The organism is Sabulicella flocculans (genome assembly GCF_045449635.1).
Taxonomy (GTDB): Bacteria; Pseudomonadota; Alphaproteobacteria; order Acetobacterales; family Acetobacteraceae; genus Roseococcus.
In genome coordinates, this window is the sequence record NZ_JBJJBR010000009.1 from 26,185 (window position 1) to 47,129 (window position 20,945).

The 20,945-nt window shown below is 74.0% G+C and carries 21 protein-coding genes; 8 read left to right on the forward strand and 13 right to left on the reverse strand.

The window, feature by feature from the left end:
• Positions 1 to 86: 86 nt before the first annotated feature.
• Complete coding sequence (locus ACI6QG_RS10530; RefSeq protein WP_407024510.1) at positions 87 to 377, reverse strand: hypothetical protein; 291 nt, start codon at positions 375 to 377, stop codon at positions 87 to 89.
• 170 nt (positions 378 to 547) lie between these two features.
• On the reverse strand, positions 548 to 2,113 hold the full coding sequence (locus ACI6QG_RS10535; protein WP_407024511.1) for an ABC transporter substrate-binding protein: 1,566 nt from the start codon (positions 2,111 to 2,113) through the stop codon (positions 548 to 550).
• Positions 2,114 to 2,207: 94 nt separating this feature from the next.
• Between ACI6QG_RS10535 and ACI6QG_RS10540 the strand changes: the two genes are divergently transcribed.
• Complete coding sequence (locus ACI6QG_RS10540) at positions 2,208 to 3,425, forward strand: metal-dependent hydrolase family protein (protein ID WP_407024512.1); 1,218 nt, start codon at positions 2,208 to 2,210, stop codon at positions 3,423 to 3,425.
• Here ACI6QG_RS10540 and ACI6QG_RS10545 read toward each other — a convergent pair.
• From ACI6QG_RS10545 to aqpZ, 9 genes are all read right to left on the reverse strand, one after another.
• Entirely contained in the window at positions 3,388 to 4,314 is a 927-nt protein-coding gene (locus ACI6QG_RS10545) for a sugar ABC transporter substrate-binding protein (RefSeq protein ID WP_407024513.1), read from the reverse strand. The two genes, ACI6QG_RS10540 and ACI6QG_RS10545, sit on opposite strands and share 38 nt — an antisense overlap.
• The gene (locus ACI6QG_RS10550; RefSeq protein ID WP_407024514.1) at positions 4,311 to 5,279 is read right to left on the reverse strand and encodes a tripartite tricarboxylate transporter substrate binding protein; all 969 of its coding nucleotides are present in this window, start codon (positions 5,277 to 5,279) and stop codon (positions 4,311 to 4,313) included. Before ACI6QG_RS10550 ends, ACI6QG_RS10545 begins: the two co-directional genes overlap by 4 nt.
• 74 nt (positions 5,280 to 5,353) lie before the next feature.
• The gene (locus tag ACI6QG_RS10555; RefSeq protein WP_407024515.1) at positions 5,354 to 6,631 is read right to left on the reverse strand and encodes a M16 family metallopeptidase; all 1,278 of its coding nucleotides are present in this window, start codon (positions 6,629 to 6,631) and stop codon (positions 5,354 to 5,356) included.
• Between the two features lie 117 nt (positions 6,632 to 6,748).
• The gene (locus tag ACI6QG_RS10560; protein WP_407024516.1) at positions 6,749 to 8,128 is read right to left on the reverse strand and encodes a M16 family metallopeptidase; all 1,380 of its coding nucleotides are present in this window, start codon (positions 8,126 to 8,128) and stop codon (positions 6,749 to 6,751) included.
• A gap of 31 nt (positions 8,129 to 8,159) precedes the next feature.
• Positions 8,160 to 9,125, reverse strand: coding sequence for a Bug family tripartite tricarboxylate transporter substrate binding protein (locus ACI6QG_RS10565; protein WP_407024517.1), 966 nt, complete (start codon positions 9,123 to 9,125; stop codon positions 8,160 to 8,162).
• Between the two features lie 46 nt (positions 9,126 to 9,171).
• Positions 9,172 to 9,714, reverse strand: coding sequence for a hypothetical protein (locus ACI6QG_RS10570; RefSeq protein ID WP_407024518.1), 543 nt, complete (start codon positions 9,712 to 9,714; stop codon positions 9,172 to 9,174).
• On the reverse strand, positions 9,711 to 10,232 hold the full coding sequence (locus tag ACI6QG_RS10575) for a CHAP domain-containing protein (RefSeq protein ID WP_407024519.1): 522 nt from the start codon (positions 10,230 to 10,232) through the stop codon (positions 9,711 to 9,713). The genes ACI6QG_RS10570 and ACI6QG_RS10575 overlap by 4 nt, the downstream gene beginning before the upstream one ends.
• Before the next feature lie 74 nt (positions 10,233 to 10,306).
• Positions 10,307 to 11,068, reverse strand: a complete 762-nt coding sequence (locus ACI6QG_RS10580) for a substrate-binding domain-containing protein (protein ID WP_407024520.1) — start codon at positions 11,066 to 11,068, stop codon at positions 10,307 to 10,309.
• Positions 11,068 to 11,802 (reverse strand): aquaporin Z, encoded by a 735-nt coding sequence (gene aqpZ / locus ACI6QG_RS10585; protein ID WP_407024521.1) that lies wholly within the window; start codon positions 11,800 to 11,802, stop codon positions 11,068 to 11,070. Before aqpZ ends, ACI6QG_RS10580 begins: the two co-directional genes overlap by 1 nt.
• A gap of 99 nt (positions 11,803 to 11,901) precedes the next feature.
• Between aqpZ and ACI6QG_RS10590 the strand changes: the two genes are divergently transcribed.
• Together ACI6QG_RS10590 and ACI6QG_RS10595 are read left to right on the forward strand one after the other, a co-directional pair.
• Positions 11,902 to 12,546: an NnrU family protein gene (locus ACI6QG_RS10590; RefSeq protein ID WP_407024522.1), complete on the forward strand. Its 645-nt coding sequence runs from the start codon at positions 11,902 to 11,904 to the stop codon at positions 12,544 to 12,546.
• Between the two features lie 52 nt (positions 12,547 to 12,598).
• Positions 12,599 to 13,456, forward strand: coding sequence for an ion transporter (locus ACI6QG_RS10595; protein WP_407024523.1), 858 nt, complete (start codon positions 12,599 to 12,601; stop codon positions 13,454 to 13,456).
• Here ACI6QG_RS10595 and ACI6QG_RS10600 read toward each other — a convergent pair.
• On the reverse strand, positions 13,435 to 13,797 hold the full coding sequence (locus ACI6QG_RS10600; protein WP_407024524.1) for a DUF2306 domain-containing protein: 363 nt from the start codon (positions 13,795 to 13,797) through the stop codon (positions 13,435 to 13,437). The two genes, ACI6QG_RS10595 and ACI6QG_RS10600, sit on opposite strands and share 22 nt — an antisense overlap.
• Before the next feature lie 54 nt (positions 13,798 to 13,851).
• On the opposite strand from ACI6QG_RS10600, the gene ACI6QG_RS10605 reads away from it, so the two are divergent.
• The gene (locus ACI6QG_RS10605) at positions 13,852 to 14,343 is read left to right on the forward strand and encodes a TetR/AcrR family transcriptional regulator (protein ID WP_407024525.1); all 492 of its coding nucleotides are present in this window, start codon (positions 13,852 to 13,854) and stop codon (positions 14,341 to 14,343) included.
• A 10-nt stretch (positions 14,344 to 14,353) separates the two neighbouring features.
• Complete coding sequence (gpmI, locus tag ACI6QG_RS10610; protein WP_407024526.1) at positions 14,354 to 15,871, forward strand: 2,3-bisphosphoglycerate-independent phosphoglycerate mutase; 1,518 nt, start codon at positions 14,354 to 14,356, stop codon at positions 15,869 to 15,871.
• A gap of 7 nt (positions 15,872 to 15,878) precedes the next feature.
• Here the strand turns inward: gpmI and ACI6QG_RS10615 are convergent, their stop codons facing one another.
• Positions 15,879 to 16,670: a MipA/OmpV family protein gene (locus ACI6QG_RS10615; protein WP_407024527.1), complete on the reverse strand. Its 792-nt coding sequence runs from the start codon at positions 16,668 to 16,670 to the stop codon at positions 15,879 to 15,881.
• Between the two features lie 161 nt (positions 16,671 to 16,831).
• Here ACI6QG_RS10615 and hrpB point away from each other — a divergent pair, with 161 nt between their 5' ends.
• The 3 genes from hrpB to ACI6QG_RS10630 all read left to right on the forward strand — a co-directional run bounded on the left by hrpB (position 16,832) and on the right by ACI6QG_RS10630 (position 20,941).
• Positions 16,832 to 19,234 (forward strand): ATP-dependent helicase HrpB, encoded by a 2,403-nt coding sequence (gene hrpB / locus ACI6QG_RS10620; protein ID WP_407024528.1) that lies wholly within the window; start codon positions 16,832 to 16,834, stop codon positions 19,232 to 19,234.
• Between the two features lie 65 nt (positions 19,235 to 19,299).
• Entirely contained in the window at positions 19,300 to 20,043 is a 744-nt protein-coding gene (locus ACI6QG_RS10625) for an SDR family oxidoreductase (RefSeq protein WP_407024529.1), read from the forward strand.
• A gap of 46 nt (positions 20,044 to 20,089) precedes the next feature.
• Positions 20,090 to 20,941, forward strand: a complete 852-nt coding sequence (locus ACI6QG_RS10630; protein ID WP_407024530.1) for a fumarylacetoacetate hydrolase family protein — start codon at positions 20,090 to 20,092, stop codon at positions 20,939 to 20,941.
• Positions 20,942 to 20,945: the final 4 nt, after the last annotated feature.

The following is a 20,945-nucleotide window of genomic DNA, read 5'->3' on the forward strand; positions in this document are numbered from 1 at the left end:
TCGTTGCGCGATACGACTGTATCCTGTTGGATTCTTGCGCGGGGTCCGGCCCGCCCTCCCCCCGGAAGGCGGGCCGTCCCGTGGTGTCAGTTGGCGCGCGGCGCGGTGGGCGCGGGCGCCACGGTGCCGTGCTGCTGGCCCTGGGCGGCCGGGCGCTGCTGGGCGGTGGCGGGCGTGCCAACGGCCTGGGTGCCCGTCGCCTGGGTGCCGGTCGCCTGCGCCGGGCGCGGCGCCTGGGCCGGCGTGGCGCTGGACTGGGTGACGGCGGGGCGCGCCGGGGTGGCGGCCGGCGCCTGGGCCGGGCTCACCGCCTGGGCGAAGGCGGGCGCCGCGCCGAGCAGCAGGGCGGTGGCGAGCAGCGAGAGGCGGAAGGTCATCGGCAAGTCCTCCATCGCGTCCGCCGGGTTCGGTGTGGGGCGGCGCGTGGGATGGAGGTTGCGGGCCGGCCGCGGCGGGCTTGCGATGCGGGCAAGGTGATTCCGCGGCAGGCGTGGCGAAGACGGGGCGACCATGGCGGCGTGCCATGATCTCCCCCTTCGCGCTGGGATCAGCGCGCGCGCATCCGCACGTTGCGCAGCTCAAGGTCCTCATTCACCCGCAGGGCGAAGTCCCCCACCGTCTCGCGCACGCCGAAGATCTGCGGCTCCTGGTGCAGCGGGATCATCGGCACCAGCTCGCGGAAGCGGGCCCAGTACTGCCGGGCCAGGGCGTCGCGCTCCGCGCCCAGCGCCGTCTGGCCGATCTGGGTGGCCAGCGTGTTCATGTGCTCGTCATCCAGCTTGCCCCAATTGAAGGAGCCGGCGCCCAGCAGCTCGCGCGCAGGGTTGGTGATGTCGAAGTTGCCCGGCGTCCAGCCCAGCAGCCAGAACTGGAACTCGCCATTGCCGCCGCGCTGCAGGAAGCGGCCGAAGGGCATGGCGTCCAGCCGCGCCTGGATGCCGACGCGCTGGAGCATGGCGACGATGGACTGGCAGATCGCCTCGTCATTCACGTAGCGGTTGTTGGGGCAGCCCAGCGCCACGCGGAAGCCCTGCGCGAAGCCGGCCTCGGCCAGCAGGCGGCGCGCCTCGTCGGGGTTGAAGGGCAGGCGCTCGTTACTCTGCGCGTCGAAGCCGACGATGGCGGGCGCGATGGGCAGGCCGGTCGCCGTCGTGGAGTTGCGCAGCACCACGCGGCGGATCGTCTCCATGTCGATCGCCTGGTACATGGCGCGGCGCACCCGCACGTCGCGCAGCGGGTTGGGCGTGCCCGGCGCCTCCAGGCTCTCGGGGCGCGACACGTCCAGGCCCAGGTAGATGGTGCGCGCCGTCGGCCCCTGCACCACGCGGATGCCCTGCTGGCCCTGCAGCCGCGGCAGGTCCTGCAGCGGCACGTGGTACATCACGTCCAGCTCGCGGCTCAGCAGCGCCGCGACGCGCGTGGGCGCCGAGGCGACGGGGCGGAAGACGGCGCGGGTGATGCCGTGCTCGGCGCGGTCCCACCAGTTGGGGTTGGGCACCAGCACCGTGCGCTCATCGGCCAGGCGCTCGGCCACGCGGAAGGGGCCGGTGCCGTTGGCGTTGAGCTGCACGAAGGAGTTGGTCGCCCCCGCCTGGCCGGCGCGCGCCACGGCGAAGGCGTTGTTCGCCTCGATCCAGGGGCGCGAGGTGATGAACAGCAGCGTCAGGTCCTGCAGCAGCACCGGGTTGGGGCCGCGGGTCTCGATCTCCACCGTCAGATCGTCCACCGCGCGCACGGCGGCGATGCTCTGCGCGGTGTAGGCCATGTCGTTCTGGCGCACGCGCTCGACGCTGTGCACCACGTCGGCGCTGGTGAAGGCCTCGCCGCCGTGGAAGCGCACGTTGGGGCGCAGGTGGAAGCGCCAGGTGGTGGGGTTCACCGTCTCCCACCGCACCGCCAGCGCGGGGGAGAGCGAGCCATCGGCGTCGCGCCGCACCAGCGGCTCGTAGACGTTGCTCTTCATGGCGTTGGTGACGCCATGGTTGTTGGCATGCGGGTCCAGGCCGAGGATGTCGTTGGCCGTGGCCCAGGTGAAGGTGGTGGCCTGCGCCGCAAGGGGCGCCACGGCCATCAGCGCGGCGACGAGGGCGCCGCGCAGGGCGGAGAGACGCATGGTTCCGGTTCCCCCAGGAATTGTGAAGCGCGCGTAACATCGGCGTTGCCCGGCGGCTTGTCCAGCCGCGCCGGCGCTGGTTTCCTCCCCGCCCATGATCGTCATCGAGAACGCGGCCATCGTGGATGGCGCGCTGGACCACCCCCTGCCGGGCATGCACGTCGCCATCGAGGGCGGCAGGGTGCGCGAGGTGTCCGACCGCCCGATCCGGCTGGAGGGCGCCGCGCGGCTGGACCTGAGGGGCGGCACGCTGATGCCGGGGCTGGTGGACTGCCACGTGCACGTCATCGCCACGCTGGTGAACGTGGGCGCCAACGCCCTGCTGCCGGATGCGCTGGTGGCGCACCGCGCGGCTGCCATCATGCGCGGGATGCTGCATCGCGGCTTCACCACCGTGCGCGACCTGGGCGGCGCCACCCTGGGCCTGCGCCTGGCCTGGGAGGAAGGGCTGTTCGACGGCCCGCGCCTGGTGCTGTGCGGCAAGGCGCTGAGCCAGACCGGCGGCCATGGCGACTTCCGCGGCCGCCACGACGCCCGCCCCTTCGATTTCTTCGAGCGCCGCCTGGGCAGCCTGGGCCGAGTTGCCGACGGGGTGGACGCGGTGCGCCGCGCCGCGCGGGAGGAGCTGCAGGCCGGCGCCGACTACATCAAGGTGATGGCCAATGGCGGCGTCGCCTCGCCCACCGACCCCATCGCCTACCTGCAATACTCCGAGGAGGAGCTGCGCGCGGCGGTGGAGGAGGCGCGAATGGCGCAGACCTACGTCGCCGCGCACCTGTACACGGACGAGGCCATCGCCCGCGCCCTGCGCTGCGGCGTGCGCAGCCTGGAGCACTGCAACCTGATCACGCCGGAAACCGCCCGCGCGGCGGCGGCGGCCGGCGCCATGGCCTGCCCCACCCTGGTCACCTACCAGGCGCTGAAGGAGGAAGGCGCGGCGCTGGGCCTGCCGCCCGAAAGCGTGGCCAAGGTGGACGACGTGCGCCTCGCCGGGCTGCGCTCGCTGGAGGTGATGCGCGCCGCCGGCCTGCCCATGGCCTTCGGCACCGACCTGCTGGGCGGCATGCACCGCCGCCAGAGCGAGGAGTTCCGCATCCGCGCCGAGGTGCTGCCGGCGCACGAGGTCATCCGCTCCGCCACGCTGGACGCGGCGCGGCTGCTGCGGATGGAGGGGCGCATCGGCTGCCTCGCGCCCGGCGCGCATGCCGACCTCATCGTGGTGGCGGGCGACCCGTTGCGGGACATCGCCGTGCTGGAGCACGGCGTGACCCACGTCATGCAGGGCGGGGCGTGGAAGAAGCAGCCGAACTGAGGGCCTCGGCCAGGGTGGGCAGCGGGCGGTCCTCGTAGGGCAGGTCCCAGGCGGCGCAGTTGGCGGCGTCCACCAGCGCCACCGGCAGCTCGATCTCCTCCGGCACCGCCTCGCCCCGCCCGTGGCGGATGGCGCATTCGGTGGCCAGGTGGCACAGCGCCATGGCGTTGAAGTCCGCCGTCACCAGCATCCGCCCGGCCTGGATGGCCCGGATGGCCTCGGGGATGGCGTTGATGCCGGCGATGGTGGCGCGGCGCCCGGCCTCGTCCAGCGCCTCCAGCGCGCCCAGCGCCATGGCGTCGTTCACCGCCAGCACGGCGTCCAGCCGCGGCAGCCGCGGCAGCAGGGCGGCCATGGCGGCGCGGCCGGGCCCGCGCAGGTTCAGCCCGGTGGCGCGGCCGGCGACGGCGATGCCAGGGAATTCGGCCAGCGCGGCGGCGATGCCGCGCAGCCGGTCGGTGTTGGTGACGGCGCCGGGCGGACCTTCCAGGATGGCCACCTGCCCGGCGCCGCCCAGCTGGGCGAACAGCCGGCGCGCCACGTCCGCGGCCAGCGCCGCGTCGTCGGCGCCCACATGGGACACGGCGCGCCCGGGCGCCAGCCGCCCGACGAAGGAGAACACCGGGATGCCCGCCGCGCGCACCGCGTCCAGCGCCGGCTCCAGCCGGGTCTGGTGCACGGCGGTGAACACCAGCGCGTCGGGCCGCTCGGCCAGCGCGGCGTGGACCAGGGCGATTTGCTGGTCGGCGTCGTCGGGCGTCTCGGGCACGTAGTGGCGCAGGGTGGCGCCCAGCCGGGCGGCCGCGCGCTCCGCGCCGATGCGCGCGGCCTCGTAGGCCGGGTTGGAGCGGTTCTTGGTGAACACCGCCAGCCGCAAGGCGGCGCTCATTCGGCGGTGATGTTGGCGGCGCGGACCACGCCGTTCCACAGCGCCGTGTCCTCGCGCCGCTTGCGCTCGGCATCGGCCAGGCTGCCGCCCAGCGGGGTGATGCCCAGCGCCGCCCAGCGCGGCCGCAGCTCGGGCGCCATGATGGCCGCGTTGAGGTCGGTGTTCAGGCGCTGGAGGATGTCCGGCGGCGTGGCGCTGGCGACGGAGAAGCCGTACCAGGCCTCGAAGGCGTAGCCGGGCACCCCGGCCTCGGCGATGGTGGGGATGCCGGGCAGGGCGGGGCTGCGCGCGTGGCCCGTGACGGCCAGGGCGCGCAGCCGACCGGCCTGGATGAAGGGCAGCGCGCTGGTGAGGTTGTCGAAGACGGCGTTGATCTGCCCCGCCAGCAGGTCGTTCAGCGCGGGGGCCGAGCCGCGGTAGGGCACGTGCGTCATCCGCACCTGCGCCATGTGCTCGAACAGCGCCGCGCCGAGGTGGATGGCCGAGCCCGCCCCGGCCGAGCCGTAGGTGACGCCGCCGGGGCGTTCCCTGGCCATGGCGATGAACTGCGCCACGTCCCGCGCGGGGAAGGCCGGCGGCACCGCCAGCACGCCCATGCTCTCGCCCACCAGGATGGCGGGGCGCAGGTCGGCCAGCGGGTCGTAGCCCAGGTTCTGGTAGATGGCGGTGACGGCGTTGTGCGCCATGGTGGTCAGCAGGATGGCGTGGCCATCCGCCGGGGAGCGCGCCACCTCCGCCCCCGCCGCGTGGCCGGAGGCGCCAGGGCGGTTCTCCACCATCACCGGCCGGTCCCAGATGCGGCCGAGCTGCGGCGCGACCAGGCGGCAGATGATGTCCGAGATGCCGCCGGGCGCGTTGCCCGAGACGACGCGCACCGGGCGGCTGGGGAAGCGCGCCTCCTGCGCGGCGAGCGGGCGCGCGGCCAGGAGCGCCGCCGCCACCGGGGCCAGGGTCCTGCGGTGCATGTGTCCTCCGTCGCGCCCTTGGCGGGCGCTGCCGGACATTCATGCAAGCCGGCGCATGCGGCGCAAGCCCAAAGCTACAGCCCCTGCGGCTCCCCCGCCACGGCGGCGGAGAGCGCCGCCGCGTCCAGCCGCCGCGCCGCCTGCGCCACCTGGGCGCGGGTGAGGGCGGCGAGGCGCTGGCCGCGGTCGGCCAGCCATTCGGGCGCCCGCCCGGCCTGCCGCAGCCCCAGCAGCAGGGCGGCGGTGCGGCGGGTGTCGGTGAACTGCAGCGGCAGCGTGCCGGCCAGGAAGGCCACCGCCTCGCGCACCTCCTCCTCCGTCGGGCCCTCGGCGGCCATCTTCGCCCATTCGGCGCGCAGCAGCTCCCACACCTGCCCGGCGGTGGCGTTGTCCGTCTGCACCTGGCCGGTGACGACCCCGCGCCCGAAGGCCAAGTCCAGCCCGGCGCCGATGCCGTAGGTCAGGCCGCGCGCCTCGCGGATCTCCTTGGTGAGGCGGGACTGGAAGCCGCCGCCGGCCAGGATGCGCAGCGCCACCTGGAAGGCCTCCCAGTCCGGGTCGGTGGGCAGCAGCCCGTCCTGGCCGAACACCAGCGTGGCCTGACCCGCCGCCTTGGGCACCACGCGCACGCCGAAGCGCGCGGGGGCGGGCAGGCGGGGCGGGGCGTCCGGCGCGCCCTCGGGCAGGCCGTCGAACAGGGCGCGCAGCGTGGCGCGCAGCGCCGCCGCGTCCAAGTCGCCCGCCGCGGCCACCAGCAGCCCGCCGCGGCGGAGCTGGCGGGACAGGCCCTCGCGCAGCTCCTCGCGCGTCGTCGCCATCAGGCTCTCGGGCGAGGAGAGGCGCCCGGCCGGATGGTCGGGGAAGGCGGCCGAGACGTAGGCGCGGCGCGCCAGCCCGGCCGGCGTTTCCAGCGCCTGGCGGGCGCCCAGCACGGCGCGCGCCCGCACGCGGGCGATGGCGGCCTCGTCCAGCCGCGGGGCGGTCATCGCCAGGCGGGCCAGGCGGATGGCCTCGGGCAGGGCGGGGGACAGGGCGCGGAAGGAGCCGTCGAAGGAATCGCGGGTGGCGGAGAAGCCCAGGCTGATGCCGGCGTCGCGCAGCGCGTCGGCGAAGGCCAGGTTGGTCAGGTCGCCCGCGCCCTCGCTCAGCAGGGCGGCGGCCATGGCCATCGCGCCCTCGCGCCCCGGCGCGTCCAGCGCGGCGCCGCCGGGCCAGGCCCAGGCCAGCGAGACCACGGGCAGCGAGCGGTCCTCCACCAGCCAGGCGGTGACCGCGCCTTCCTCGATGACCTGGATGGGCACGGAGAAGGGGCGGCGCGGCGGCAGGGTCACGCCGAACAGGGTGTCGCTCATCGGGGGGGACGCCTCATGGTGTCAGGCCACAGGGGGCCGGGGTCCGTCCCCCGGCCTTGGTCGGCGTGAGCGGGATGGCCGGGGGCCGCGCCCGGTGGGCGGCGCAGGCGGGGCACCTCACGCCCCCGCCGGCAGCAGCCAGCCGGCGGTGTTCACCGGGTTGTCCCGCAGCACGGCGCGGGCGGCGCGGCTGGCCTGCTCGGCGGACACGCGGGACAGCTTCTCGGCCCAGAACTCCACGTCCTCCAGCGGCAGGCCGATGGCCAGGGAGCCGCCGATCATGCGCGGCGCGGCGCCCAGCCCGTCCAGCGCCAGCAGGTTGCCCGCCGTCATCTGCCGGATGGCGCGGCGCGTCTCGGCCTCGGAAACGCCTTCCTGCACCAGCCGCTCCAGCGTGTCGCGCAGCGCGTGCTCCAGCTGGGCGGGCGTGACGCCAGGGCGCGGCGTGGCGAAGACGCCCAGCGTGCCCACCCCGAAGGTGTCGCCGTCATAGGAGGCGCCGGCCCCGACGGCGAGGCCGCTTTCCACCAGCGCCCCATGCAGGCGCGAGCCGGTGCCGCCGCCCAGCGCGTGCGCCACCACCTCCAGCGGGTCGGCCAGGGCGGTGTCGCCCCAGGTGGCGGAGGGCGCGGCGAAGGAATGGATGAAGGAGGGCTCGCGCACCGCCGGGTCACGCGCCTCGACCCGCGCCTGGGGCGAGCGCGCGGGCGGCGCGGCGCGGTCGCGGCTGGTGGGCGCGCGGGCGGGGATGGGGCCGTAGAACTCGTCCGCCCAGCGGCGCAGCTCGGCCTCGCGCACGTCGCCGGCCACCACCAGCACGCAGTTGCCGGGGCCGTAGAAGCGCGCGTTGAAGTCCAGCATGTCCTGCCGGGAGATGGCGCGGATCTCCTCCTCCCAGCCGATCAGCGGGCGGCCGCGCCAGTGCTGGTCGCCCCACATCGCGGCGTCGAACCCTTCCATGAAGCGGGCGCGCGGGTTGGCGACGACGCGGGAGCGCCGCTCCTCCAGGATGACGCCGCGCTCGGGCTCCACCTCCTCGGCGGGCATCAGCACGCCGCCCAGCCGGTCAGCCTCCATGCGCATCATCAGGGGCAGGCGGGAAGCCTCGACGATCTGGAAGTAGCCCGTCACGTCGCGCGAGGTGAAGGCGTTGTCCTGCCCGCCCTCGTTCGCCACGGTGCGGGAGAAGGCGCCGGAGGGCACGCCGGGGCTGCCCTTGAAGGCCATGTGCTCCAGGAAGTGCGCGACGCCGGAGCGCCCGGCCGGGTCATCCCCCGCGCCGGCGGCGACGTAGAGGTAGTGCGCCGCCACCGGGGCGCGCCGGTTCTCGGCCAGCACCACGCGCAGGCCGTTGGCCAGCCGCCATTCCACCGCGCCGAACAGCGGGCGGCGCGGCGCCTCGCGCTCCGTACGGGAGGGCGCCTGGGCGAGCGCCGGGGCGGCGAGGGGAAGCAGCGCGGCGGCCGTCAGGGCGTCGCGGCGGGAAAGCTCGGGCATGCGGGCAAGATGGGGCCGCGCCCGGGAATGCTCAACTCTCCGGCCGGATGTTCAGGCGGCGCACCACCGGGCCCCAAAGGCCCGCCTCCTCGCGGATGAGGGTGCGCAGCGCCTCGGCGTCGGTGCCCAGCAACTCGAAGCCCGCGGCCTCCAGCGCGCGCACGGTGTCCGGGGCGCGCATGGCGGCCTGGGCCTCGGCGCTGATGCGCGCCAGGCGCTCGGCCGGGAAGGCGGCGGGGGCGAACAGGCCGATCCAGGCGTAGACGTCGCGCGCGCCCTCGCCCTGCTCGGCGAAGGTGGGCAGGTCGGGCAGGGTGGCCATGCGCGCGGCGCCGGAGGCGGCGATGGCGCGCACCTGCCCGGCCCGGGCCTGCGCCACCACGGCGCCGGCGGCGGCGGCGGTCATCTCGACGCGCCCGGCCACCACCTCCGTCACGCTCTGCGGCACCGAGCGGAAGGGGACGTGGGTGATGTCCAGCCCGTGCCGGGCGGCGAACTCGGCGACGATGAGGTGCCCGGTGGAGCCGGCGCCGACCGAGCCGTAGTTCAGCTTGCCAGGATTGGCGCGGGCATGGGCCACCAGCTCGGCCAGGTTGCGCACCGGCAGGCCCGGGTTCACCGACATCACGAAGGGCATGCGCGCCAGCAGCGAGACGGGCGCGAGGTCGGTGACGGGGTCGTAGGGCAGGGCCGGGTTCAGGATGCGGGCGATGGAGCCCGGCCCGCCGATGGTGACGCCTAGGGTGTGGCCGTCATTCGCCTTGGCCACCGCGTCGGCGCCGATGGTGCCGCCGCCGCCGGCCCGGTTGTCCACCACCACCGGCTGGCCCAGCACGGTGGTCAGGTGCGCCGCCACCGCGCGCGCCGCGATGTCGGGCGTGGAGCCGCCGGGGAAGCCGACGATGAGGCGGATGGGACGGTCGGGCCAAGCCGGCTGGGCCAGGGCCGGCGTGGCCAGCAGCGGCAGGGCGAGGGCGGCGCGGCGGTTAAGCGTCATGCGACGCCTCTACACAAACTTCAGTCCACGCGCCAGCATTGACGTCTTATTTCATTTCTACAAATATATATGGGACAAACGCAATAATAAAAGCTGTACAAGCCGCCAAAAATGTCAACGTAGTTGAAAATGCCCGCCATATCATCCGCATTTTATTTTCTGTGTACTCAGAATTTTTACATTTAGAAGCGGTAAACTTTACGATACTTATTTTAAATGACCCAATTAAACCTATTTTTACTTCTTTCGGAGTGCGGATTGTAGTAAAAACAAGAATAAATAAAGTAAATACAATAAATACTGGGAGAAGATACTTATTATATAATAACAAATTTTCCCATGATAGGTAACGACCTCGAACCACTTCCCCCAGTAAATTTGTAACGATCAGGTAGAAAGCTATTGGAAGCGCGAAAATTAACGTTATAGATGTTGTACACCAAGCAATTTTATCGAGTTTTTTCTGCATCAACGGTTCGTTCGGCGCTATCAGCAACTTCGCGTCCTGAATTCGACCTGCCGCTGCCAATACAGCAAAAATTATTGTCAAAAAAATAACTGTGATGTGTAAAAGATAATCCATTGTCATATTTCACCTTCTTTATATTCTGCTTTTCGATTTGGCCCCACGAAGCCGTGCGCGGCGAACTGGCTGGTGCCGTAGTCGCCGGCGGGCGGGAACCACACCCGCACCAGCGACCAGTCGTTGCCGGCCGAGACGTCCAGCACCGGCTGGTCGCGCGCCACCCGGCCCTTGTCGCGCCCGCTGGCCCAGTTGGCGTGGTCCACCCGGATCTCGCGCGGGCCGGTAACGCGGGCCACCACCGCCACGTGGCCCTGCGGCAGCCGCCCCGTGCGGGCCAGCACCAGCACCGCGCCCGGCTCCGGCCGTCGGGCGCGGGCGTAGCGGCCGGCGGCGGCGTCCCACCACTGCCAGGCGTCGCCGCGCAGGGTGAGGCCGGAGCGCGCGCGGGCATAGGGCACGCAGGAGATGTCCTCGAAGCCGCCGGGCGCGGGCACGCCGGCGATGCGCGGCGCGCGCGACGTGCCGCAGCCGGCCAGCGCCAGCAGCGGCCACAGGCCCAGCGCCCCCCGCCGGTCCAGCATGCGGTCCCCCGTTCCGCCGCGCGCTCTCCCCCGAGGCGCGGCGGGCGAAGCCTACCGCGGCGGCGGGGGCCGGTTCAACGGTCGATGGGGTCCAGCCCGGCGGCGCGGATGGCGGCGTGCGCCTCCGGCCCCGCCAGGAAGGCCAGCAGGGCGGCGGCGGCCTCCGGCTCCGTGCTGCGCGCGGCGATGCCGGCGCTGAAGGTGGTGACGCGCTGGAGCGGTTCGGGGATGGGGCCCAGGAAGTCCAGCCCGGCGATGGGCAGCAGCTCGCTCACCTGCTGGAAGCCCAGCGCGGCCTCGCCGCGCGCCACCACGCTGCCCACGCGCTCGGAGTAGATGCGGCGGGCCTTGCTGGCCATCAGCTCGGCCAGGCCGAGGCGGGCGAACAGCTCGCGCGACAGGTACTCGCCGGAGGCGGAGGCGCTGTAGGCGACGGAGGGCGCCTCCTCCAGCGCCCGGCGCAGCCCTTCCTCCGTCGCGATGTCCCAGCGCGGGGCGCCGGCGCGCACGGCGGCGCCGATGCGGCTCTCCACCAGGTCGGTGCGCGAGCCGGGGCGGACGTGGCCGGCGGCGGCCAGGGCGTCCAGCGCCTCGCGCGCCAGGATGACCACGTCGGCGGCCTCGCCCCGGCCCAGCCGGTTGGGGATGGCGTCGGGCGCCGCCCCCATGGAGGCGCCCTGCACGGTGACGAGGCGGTGCCCCGTCGCGCGCTCGAAGGCCGGGGCCAGGGCCTGGTAGGGGGCGTTGAAGCCGCCCGAGGTCATGACCACCAGCTCCGCCGCGCCCGCCGCCGCCGGCAGCAGCAGCGCGAGGAGCAGGAGCGCGCGGCGCAGCATCACCCGCGCTGCTCCACCGCCACGCGGGCGCTGTCGGCCGGCTCGGGCGCGTCGCGGTCCAGCCAGCGGTGCAGCAGGCCCGCGCCCACGGCGCCGAGGATGGGCGCCACCCAGAACAGCCACAGCTGCGCGATGGCCCAGCCGCCGACGAACACCGCCTGCGAGGTGGAGCGCGCCGGGTTCACCGAGGTGTTGGTGACCGGGATGGACACCAGGTGGATCAGCGTCAGGCACAGCCCGATGGCCACCGGCGCCAGCGAGGCCGGCGCCCGGCGGGAGGTGGCGCCCAGGATCACCAGCAGGAAGAAGCCGGTCATCGCCAGTTCGGCCAGGAAGGCGGATCCCAGCCCGTAGCCGCCGGGCGAGTTGGCGCCGAAGCCGTTGGCGGCGAAGCCCCCCAGCTCGAACCCCGGCTTGCCGGAGGCGATGCCGTAGAGGATGGCCGCCCCCAGGATGCCGCCGACGACCTGCGCGGCGATGTAGGGCAGGGCCTCGCCGGACGGGAAGCGCCCGGCGGCGACCAGCCCGAGGGTGACGGCCGGGTTCAGGTGGCAGCCGGAGATGTGGCCGATGGCGAAGGCCATGGTGAGCACCGTCAGGCCGAAGGCCAGCGACACGCCGAGCAGCCCGATGCCGACATCCGGGAAGGCGGCCGCCAGCACGGCGGAACCGCAGCCGCCGAGCACCAGCCAGGCGGTCCCGATGGCCTCGGCAGCGAGTTTCTGGGGGGTCATGACGGACTCCGTTGGATGTTTCCGGGCGCAGCAGACCCCAATTGCCCAGGGTTGGAAAGTGAAGATGACGCGCAAGCGCCGGCAGGGCAGGCTGTCGGCATGACGCCCCTCCTCCTCGCCGCGCTGCTCTGGGTCGGGGTGCATGTCGGCATCGCCGGATCGCCGCTGCGGGGCCGGCTGGCGGGGCGGCTGGGCGAGGGGGGGTTCCGCCTGCTGTTCTCCCTGCTGTCGGTGGCGGCCATCACCGCGCTGGTGCTGGCCTGGCGCGCGGCGCCGCCGACGCCGCTGTGGAACCTGCCGGCCGGGGCGCGGTGGGCCCTGGCGCTGGCCATGCTGCCGGCCTTCTGGCTGTTCGCCGCCTCCGTGCTCTCGCCCAACCCCACCAGCCTGGGGCAGCCGCTGGGCGGGGCGGTGCGCGGCGTGCAGCGCATCACCCGCCACCCGATGCTGTGGAGCTTCGCCATCTGGGCGGCGGTGCACCTGCTGGCGAAGGGCACGCTGGAAGGCGCGCTGTTCTTCGGCGCCTTCCTGGCGACCGCGCTGCTGGGCATGCCCTCCATCGACGCCAAGCTGCGCGCGCGGGACCCCGAGGGCTTCGCGGCGCTGGCCGCCCGGACCTCCATCCTGCCCTTCGCCGCGGGCCCCGTGGCCTGGAGCGAGATCCCCCGGCGCGTGTGGGTGGCCGGGCTGCTGGCCTGGGGGCTGACGCTGTGGCTGCACCCGGGGGCCTGGCCCCCCACTTGATCCCGGCGGGCGCGGGGGCCATTGCATCCGCGTCATCCGGGAGAAAGACATCATGCAGGAGGCCGTGACCGCGGCGGATGCCGGGGAGTCGCCGCGCGCCCGCGCCGCGCGGCTGACGACGTCCGCGCCCTTCCAGCGCGCCGTGGTGGCGCTGATCCTGCTGAACGCCGTGACGCTGGGGCTGGAAACCAGCGACTCGGTGATGGAGCGCTGGGGCGGCGTGCTGCTGGCGCTGGACGCGGCGCTGCTGTGGCTGTTCACGGCGGAGCTGGCGCTGCGGATCTACGCCTTCCGCGGCCGCTTCTTCCGCGACCCCTGGGGCATCTTCGACCTGCTGGTGGTGCTGGTGGCCTGGCTGCCCGCCTCCGGCCCGCTGGCGGTGCTGCGGGCGCTGCGGGTGCTGCGCGTGCTGCGGCTGATCTCCGTGGTGCCGTCGCTGCGCAACGTGGTGGAGGCGATGCTGCGGGCCCTGCCCGGCATGGGCTCCATCGTGCTGCTGATGGGGCTGATCTTCTACGTCTTCGCGGTGATGGCCACCAAGCTGTACGGCGGCGTGATGGAGGAGCAGTTCGGCGACCTCGGCGCCTCCTTCTTCACCTTGTTTCAGCTGATGACGCTGGACGACTGGGCCAACATCGTGAAGCCGGCGATGGAGGCGCAGCCGCTGGCCTGGCTGTTCTTCATGCCCTTCATCGTCATCAGCACCTTCGTGGTGCTGAACCTGTTCATCGGCGTCATCGTGGAAAGCATCCAGGCCCTGCGCGACGAGCGCCACGCGCCCGAGCTGGCGGCCGAGGCGGCGGCCGAGAGCGCCGAGCGGGCGGAGCAGCGGCAGATCCTGCTGGAGCTGCAGGCGCTGCGGCGCGAGGTGGCGGAGCTGCGGGCGGCTCAGCCCGGCAGCCAGGCGTGAAGCAGGCGGCCGGGGGCCGCCACGGCGAAGGCGCCGGCCACCAGCAGCGCCCCGGCACTGCCCAGCATGCGGCGCCGGTGCTCGCGCATCCGGCCGGCGCGCGCGGCGCGCACCGCCAGCGGCAGGTTCACCAGCGTCAGCACCGACAGCGCGTGGATCCAGGACAGCGCCCCCAGCCGCGGGATGCCGAAGGAGGTGAGGGCGGCGGCCATCATCCCGCCCGCCGCCAGCCAGCCCCAGGCGCGGTGCGCGCCCCGGCCCTTGGGCAGCGCCAGCACCGCCAGCACGCCCGCCAACGCCAGGGCGGCAGCCAGCAGGTGCAGGGCGATGGCGGTGGACATGGGCGGCGCGCCCCTTATGTTGACGGTGTTCACTTGACCATGGATATGTGAGCAGTGTCAACATCTGCCCGTCCCTACCATCACGGCGACCTGCGCGCCGCCCTGCTCGACGCCGCCGACGCCCTGCTGGAAGCCGGCGAGGTGTCGCTGCGCGAGGCCGCCCGCCGGGCCGGCGTCTCGCCCGCCGCCGCCTATCGCCACTTCGCGGACAAGGAGGCGCTGCTGGCCGCCCTGGCGGCGCGCCACTTCGCGCAGTTCGGCGCCGCCCTGGCCGGGGCGGGCATCCGCGCCCAGGGACTGGCCTATGTGCGCTTCGCCCTGGAGCGCCCGGGCCGCTTCCGCCTGATGTTCGGCCCGCTGCTGTGCCGCGCCGGGGCGCACCCTGAACTGCGCGCCGCCGCCGACGCCGCCTTCGCCGCCCTGGCCCGCGCGGCGGGCGGGCGGGAGGCCGGCATCCGCGCATGGGCGCTGGTGCATGGCCTGGCCCACCTGATGCTGGACGGCGCCATCCCGGGCGAGGTGGACCTGGACACCTTGCTGAAGTAGGCACGCGGGCATGAGCAAGACGCCCGTGATGCTGGCAATCCTCGATGGCTGGGGCTGGCGCGAGGACGCGGCCGACAACGCCGTGCGCCAGGCCGCCACGCCGCATTTCGACCGCCTCTGGGCCGCGGGGCCGCGCGCCTTCCTCGACACCTCCGGCCTCGATGTCGGGCTGCCGCCGGGGCAGATGGGCAACAGCGAGGTCGGGCACCTCAACATCGGCGCCGGGCGGGTGGTGATGCAGGACCTGCCGCGGATTGACGCCGCCATCGCCGATGGCTCGCTGGCGGGCATGGCGCCGCTGCGCGGCTTCATCGCGGCGATGCGCGCCTCCGGCGGCACGGCGCACCTGCTGGGGCTGCTCTCGCCCGGCGGGGTGCATGCCCACCAGGACCAGGCGGTGGCGCTGGCCCGCGTGCTGGCGGAAGCGGGCATCCCCGTGGCTATCCACGCCTTCACCGATGGGCGCGACACGCCGCCGCGCTCCGCCCCCGGCTTTCTCGCGGATTTCGCGGCGAAGCTGCCGGCCGGCGCGCGGCTGGCCACGGTGACGGGCCGCTACTGGGCGATGGACCGCGACAACCGCTGGGAGCGCGTGGAGAAAGCCTGGCGCGCCCTGGTGCTGGGGGAGGGCGAGCGGGCGCCGGACGCCGCCTCCGCCATTGCCGCCGCCCATGCGAAGGACGTGACCGACGAGTTCATCCCCGCCACCGTGCTGCCCGGCCACGCGGGCATCGCCGATGGCGACGGCGTGCTGTGCTTCAACTTCCGCGCCGACCGCGTGCGCGAGATCCTGCACGCCCTGCTGGACCCCGCCTTCGCCGGCTTCGCCCGCCCGCGCACGGCGCGCGTGGCGGCGGCGCTGGGCATGGTGGAGTATTCGCGCGAGCTGAACGCCCACATGGCGACGCTGTTCCCGCCGCAATCCATGGCGGACATCCTGGGCGCCGCCGTCAGCGCCGCCGGCCGCACCCAGCTGCGCATGGCGGAAACGGAGAAGTACCCGCACGTCACCTGGTTCCTCAACGGCGGCGAGGAAACGCCCTATCCGGGAGAGGAACGCATCATGGTGCCCTCGCCCAAGGTCGCCACCTACGACCTGCAGCCGGAGATGAGCGCGCCGGAACTGGCGGCGAAGGCCGTGGCCGCCATCGGCGAGGGGCGCTTCGACCTCATCGTGCTGAACTTCGCCAATGCCGACATGGTGGGCCACACCGGCAGCCTGGCGGCCGCGACGGCGGCCTGCGAGGCGGTGGATGCGGGGCTGGGCGCCATCGCCGCGGCCATCGCCGCCACGGGCGGCGCGCTGCTGGTGACGGCCGACCACGGCAATGCCGAGCTGATGAAGGACCCCGCCACCGGCGGCCCGCACACCGCCCACACCACCAACCGCGTGCCGGTGCTGCTGATGGGCGGCCCGCCCGGCGTGGCGCTGCGCGATGGCCGGCTGGCCGACATCGCGCCCACCCTGCTGGCGCTGCTGGGCGTGGCGCAGCCGGCGGCGATGACAGGCCGCTCGCTGCTGTCCTGACGGCAGGCTACCAGGTGTAGGCCACGCCCACCCCGCCCACCCAGCTGTCGCGCGAGCCGACGCGGACGATGGGGCTGCCGGACACGCCGTCGCCCAGGCGGGTGTAGGCGAAGCCCACGCCCACCGCCCAGGAATCCGTCACCCGCCACACCACGGAGGGCCAGGCGGTGACATGGGTCAGCCCGCTGCCGGGGCGGAAGGGCGCCAGGCCGCTGGCCGCCGCCCCCTGCGGGCTGACGCCGAAATAGTAGTTGTTCTGCGAGGCGGAGCCGAAGCGCGCCGCCACCCCGGCGCCGACGAAGACGGTGTGCGACAGCGGCACCCAGATGCTGGCCGAGGGCAGGAACTGCACGCCGCCGTAGCGCCCGGTGGAATCGCCCGTCACCGTCAGCCCGGCCCGCGCCCGGAACGGGACGCCCTGGGTGTTGACGTAGGAGAGGCTGACCCGCCCGCCGAGTTCCAGCGCCATGTCCAGGTCGCCCAGGGCGCGCACGCGCGTGTCCTCGGCGTTCGAACGGCCGAGCCGCACCACCGCCGCCGGGCCAGCCTGGATGAAGCGGTTGTCGATGACGTTGGATTCCAGGAACGGCCCGTAGAGGCCGACGAAGCGCTCGCCGCCCAGGGCCACGCGCGCGGTCGGCGCGAAGCCGAAACTGGTGTGGCGGGAGCCGAGGTACTCACCCATGAACCCCACCCCGCCACCGGCCAGGTTGGGCAGGATGTCGTTCAGGCTGGGCTGCGCCACCGCCGGGCCGGCGGCCAGCAGGACGGGGAGGGTGGCGGCGAGGAAGCGCTTCATGCCCATCGTGCTGCCACAGTGGCAGGGCCGGCGCCACGCGCGCGGCTGTGCGCCGTGTCCCGCCCCTGGGCCGGCGGGCCCGCGGGCGCAACCAGCGTCCATCACCCGAACCCGCGGCCGGAGGTTTGGGCGACGCGGCGTGATGCTCTAGGCAGCGCCGCATGGACCCTTTGCCGATCGAGGAGGCGCTGCCCGCCCTGCGCGACGCCCTGCGCGCGGGCAGCAACGCCGTGCTGGTGGCCCCGCCCGGCGCGGGCAAGACCACCCGCGTGCCGCTGGCGCTGCTGGAGGAACCCTGGGCGCAGGGCGGCAAGCTGCTGGTGCTGGAGCCGCGCCGCGTCGCCGCCCGCGCCGCCGCCCGCCGCATGGCCGACACGCTGGGCGAGGCGCCGGGCCAGACAATCGGCCTCGCCACCCGGCTGGACCGCGCGCACAGCGCCGCCACCCGCGTGGAGGTCATCACCGAAGGCCTGCTGGTGCGCCGCATGCAGTCCGACCCCGGGCTGGAGGGCGTGGCGGCCGTGCTGTTCGACGAGGCGCATGAGCGCCACCTGGACACCGACCTCGGCCTGGCGCTGTGCCTCGACCTGCAGCGCGGGCTGCGGCCGGAGCTGCGGCTGCTGGCCATGTCCGCCACGCTGGACGGCGCCGGCTTCGCCCGGCTGATGGAGGCGCCGCTGGTGGAAAGCCAGGGCCGCGCCTTTCCCGTGCGGATCGAGCACGCCAAGCGCGACGTCACCGAGCCGCGCGACCTGCCCGAGGCGATGGCCCGCGCCATCCGCGACGTCATGGCGCGCGAGGGCGGCGACGTGCTGGCCTTCCTGCCCGGCTGGGGCGAGATCCGCCGCACCATGGAGCGCCTGGGCGGGCTGGACGCCGCCGTGCTGCCCCTGCATGGCGAGCTGCCGCCGGCCGAGCAGGACCGCGCGCTGAACCCCATCCCCGGCCGGCGCAAGGTGGTGCTGGCCACCTCCATCGCCGAGACATCGCTGACCGTGCCGGGCGTGCGCATCGTGGTGGATGGCGGCTTCCGCCGCACGCCGCGGCTGGACGGCGCCACGGGGCTGACGCGCCTGGTCACCGCCCGCATCTCCCGTGCCGCCGCCGAGCAGCGCGCCGGCCGCGCCGGCCGCACCGAGCCCGGCGTGGCGCTGCGGCTGTGGAGCGAGGCGACGCAGCGCGGCATGGCGATGCAGGACCGGCCGGAAGTGCTGGAAAGCGAGCTTTCGGGACTCGTGCTGGACTGCGCCGCCTGGGGCGCGCCGCCCGAGGCGCTGCCCTTCCTCGACCCGCCGCCGGCCGGCCAGGTGGCCGCCGCCCGCGCCCTGCTGCGGGACCTGGATGCGCTGGACGCCGATGGCCGCATCACCACCACCGGCAAGCGCATGGCCCGGCTGGGCACCCACCCGCGGCTGGCGCGGATGATGGCCGCTGTGGCCGATGAGGGCGAGGCCGCGCTGGCCGCGGAGCTCGCCGCGCTGCTGGAAGAGCGCGACCCGCTGCGCGGCCGCGAGCCGCCCGCCGACATCACCTTGCGGCTGGACGCCCACGACGCCGACCCGGTGGCGATGCGCGCCATCCGCCGCACCGCTGCGCTGCACCGCCGCCGCCTGGGCGTGCACGGCGCCACGCGCGCCGAGGGCGATGCCGGCGCCCTGCTGGCCGCCGGTTTCCCCGACCGCATCGCCCTCAAGCGCGCGGGCATGGACGGCGCCTTCCGCCTCGCTTCCGGCCAGGGTGCCCGGCTGCCGGCGAGCGACCCTCTGTCGCGCGAGCGGCTGCTGGCGGTGGCGGAGCTGGAGCTGAAGGGCACGGAGGCGCGCATCCGCATGGCCGCGCCCATCACCCTGGCGGCGCTGGAGGCGCGCTTCCCCGAGCGCTTCCGCGTGGAGGAAGGCGCCGCCTTCGACGCCCGCGCCGGCGCGGTGCTGGCGCGGCGGCGGCGGCTGTTCGGCCCGCTGGTGCTGGAGGAAACCCCGCTGCCCAGCGCCGACCCCGCGGCGATGGCGCAGGCGCTGGCCGAGGCCGCGGCGGCGCGCGAGTTCCGCGACCTGGACTGGACGCAAGCCGCGCTGCAGCTGCGCGCCCGGCTGGCGCGGATGCGCGCGCTGGAACCGGGCCAATGGCCGGGGGAACTGGACGCGGCAATGCTGGCCCCCTCCCTGCACGGCATGACCAAGCTGGCGGAATTGCGCGGCGTGGAGGTGGCGCAGGTCCTGGCCCCGCACGAGGCCCGCCGCAAGTTGGACGCGCTGCTGCCCGCGCGCATCGCCCTGCCGGCGGGGCGCAGCGCGGCGGTGGACTACGCGGCGGAGGTGCCGACGCTGGAGGCCCGCGCGCAGCACCTCTACGGCATGGCGTCGCTGCCGGTGCTGGCGGGCGGGCGCGTGCCCTTGCAGGTGGCGCTGCTCTCGCCGGCCGGGCGGCCCATCGCCATCACCCGCGACCTGGCGGGGTTCTGGAAGGGCGGCTGGCTGGACGCGCGCAAGGACATGCGCGGACGCTACCCCAAGCACGACTGGCCGGAAGACCCCTCGACGGCGAGCGCGCCGCCGCAGCGCTGAGCGATGGTTCCCGCCGGCCGCGATCCGGCGCTAGGCTGCCTTCCAACCAAGGGGAGGGAACGGCCATGGCCGGACGGTTGCAGGGCAAGCGCGTCTTCGTCAGCGCGGCGGGGCAGGGCATCGGGCGCGCGGCGGCCATCATGATGGCGAAGGAGGGCGCCGACGTGCTGGCCACCGACCTGCACGCCGACAAGCTGCGCGGCCTGGAGGGCATGGAGATCGCCCCGCTGGACGTGATGGACGACGCCGCGCTGAAGGACGCGCTGGAGCGCGGCGGCCCCTTCGACGCCATGTTCAACTGCGCCGGCTTCGTGCACCAGAACGACGCGCTCTCCTGCACCGATGCGGAGTGGGAGTTCGGCTTCGGCCTGAACGTGCGCGCCATGTGGAAGGCGATGCAGGCGGCGCTGCCGGCGATGCTGGAGCGCGGGCGCGGCTCCATCGTCAACATGTCCTCCGCCGCATCCTCCATCAAGGGCGCGCCCAACCGCTTCCTCTACGGCGCCACCAAGGCGGCGGTGATCGGCATGACGCGCGCGGCGGCGGCGGACGTGGTGACCAAGGGCGTGCGGGTGAACTGCATCTGCCCCGGCACGGTCGAGACGCCGTCCTGGGAGGAGCGCGTGGCGGCCAATGCCGCGCAGGCCGGCGGGATGGCGGCCGCGCGCGCCGCCTTCGTCGCCCGCCAGGCGATGGGCCGTCTGGCCCAGCCGGAGGAGATCGCCGCCCTGGTCACCTACCTGTGCAGCGAGGAGAGCGCCTTCGTCACCGGCCAGGCCATCGTGATCGACGGGGGTTGGACGCTGTAGCGCTTCCTGGCACCTTCGGGCGCAGCGAAACGGGAGAAACCGCCACATGAAGCTGCTGCGCCACGGGCCGAAGGGCCAGGAGAAGCCGGGGATGCTGGATGCCTCCGGCACCATCCGCGACCTGTCGGGCATCTGCCACGACATCGCGGGCGAGGTGCTGTCGCCCAACGGGCTGGCCAAGCTCGCCAGGCTGGACCCCGCGACGCTGCCGGTGGTGGATGCCGCCACGCGGCTGGGCCCGCCGGTGGCCGGCTTCACCCAGCTGATCTGCATCGGCCTGAACTACGCCGACCACGCGGCGGAGACGGGTGCGGCCATCCCCAAGGAGCCCATCGTCTTCCTCAAGGCCAACGGCGCCATCAGCGGGCCGAACGACGACGTCATCATCCCCAAGAACTCGGTGAAGACCGACTGGGAGGTGGAGCTGTGCATCATCATCGGCACGCGCGCCACCTGCGTGAGCGAGGAGCAGGCGCTGGACCACGTGGCGGGCTATGCCGTGGGCAATGACGTGAGCGAGCGCGAGTGGCAGATCGAGCGCGGCGGCGCCTGGGACAAGGGCAAGGGCTGCGACACCTTCGGCCCCGTCGGCCCCTGGCTGGTCACCAAGGACGAGGTGCCCGACCCGCAGGACCTCCGCCTGTTCTGCGAGGTGGACGGCGTGATGCGCCAGGACGGCTCGACCAAGACGATGATCTTCGGCGTGAAGACCATCGTCTCCTACGTCTCGCACTTCATCACCCTGCATCCGGGCGACGTCATCTTCACCGGCACGCCGCCGGGCGTCGGGCTGGGGGTGAAGCCGCAGCCGGTCTTCCTCAAGCCCGGGCAGACCATGCGCCTGGGCGTGCAGGGGCTGGGCGAGCAGACGCAGCGCACCGTGGCCTATGCGGGGTGACGCC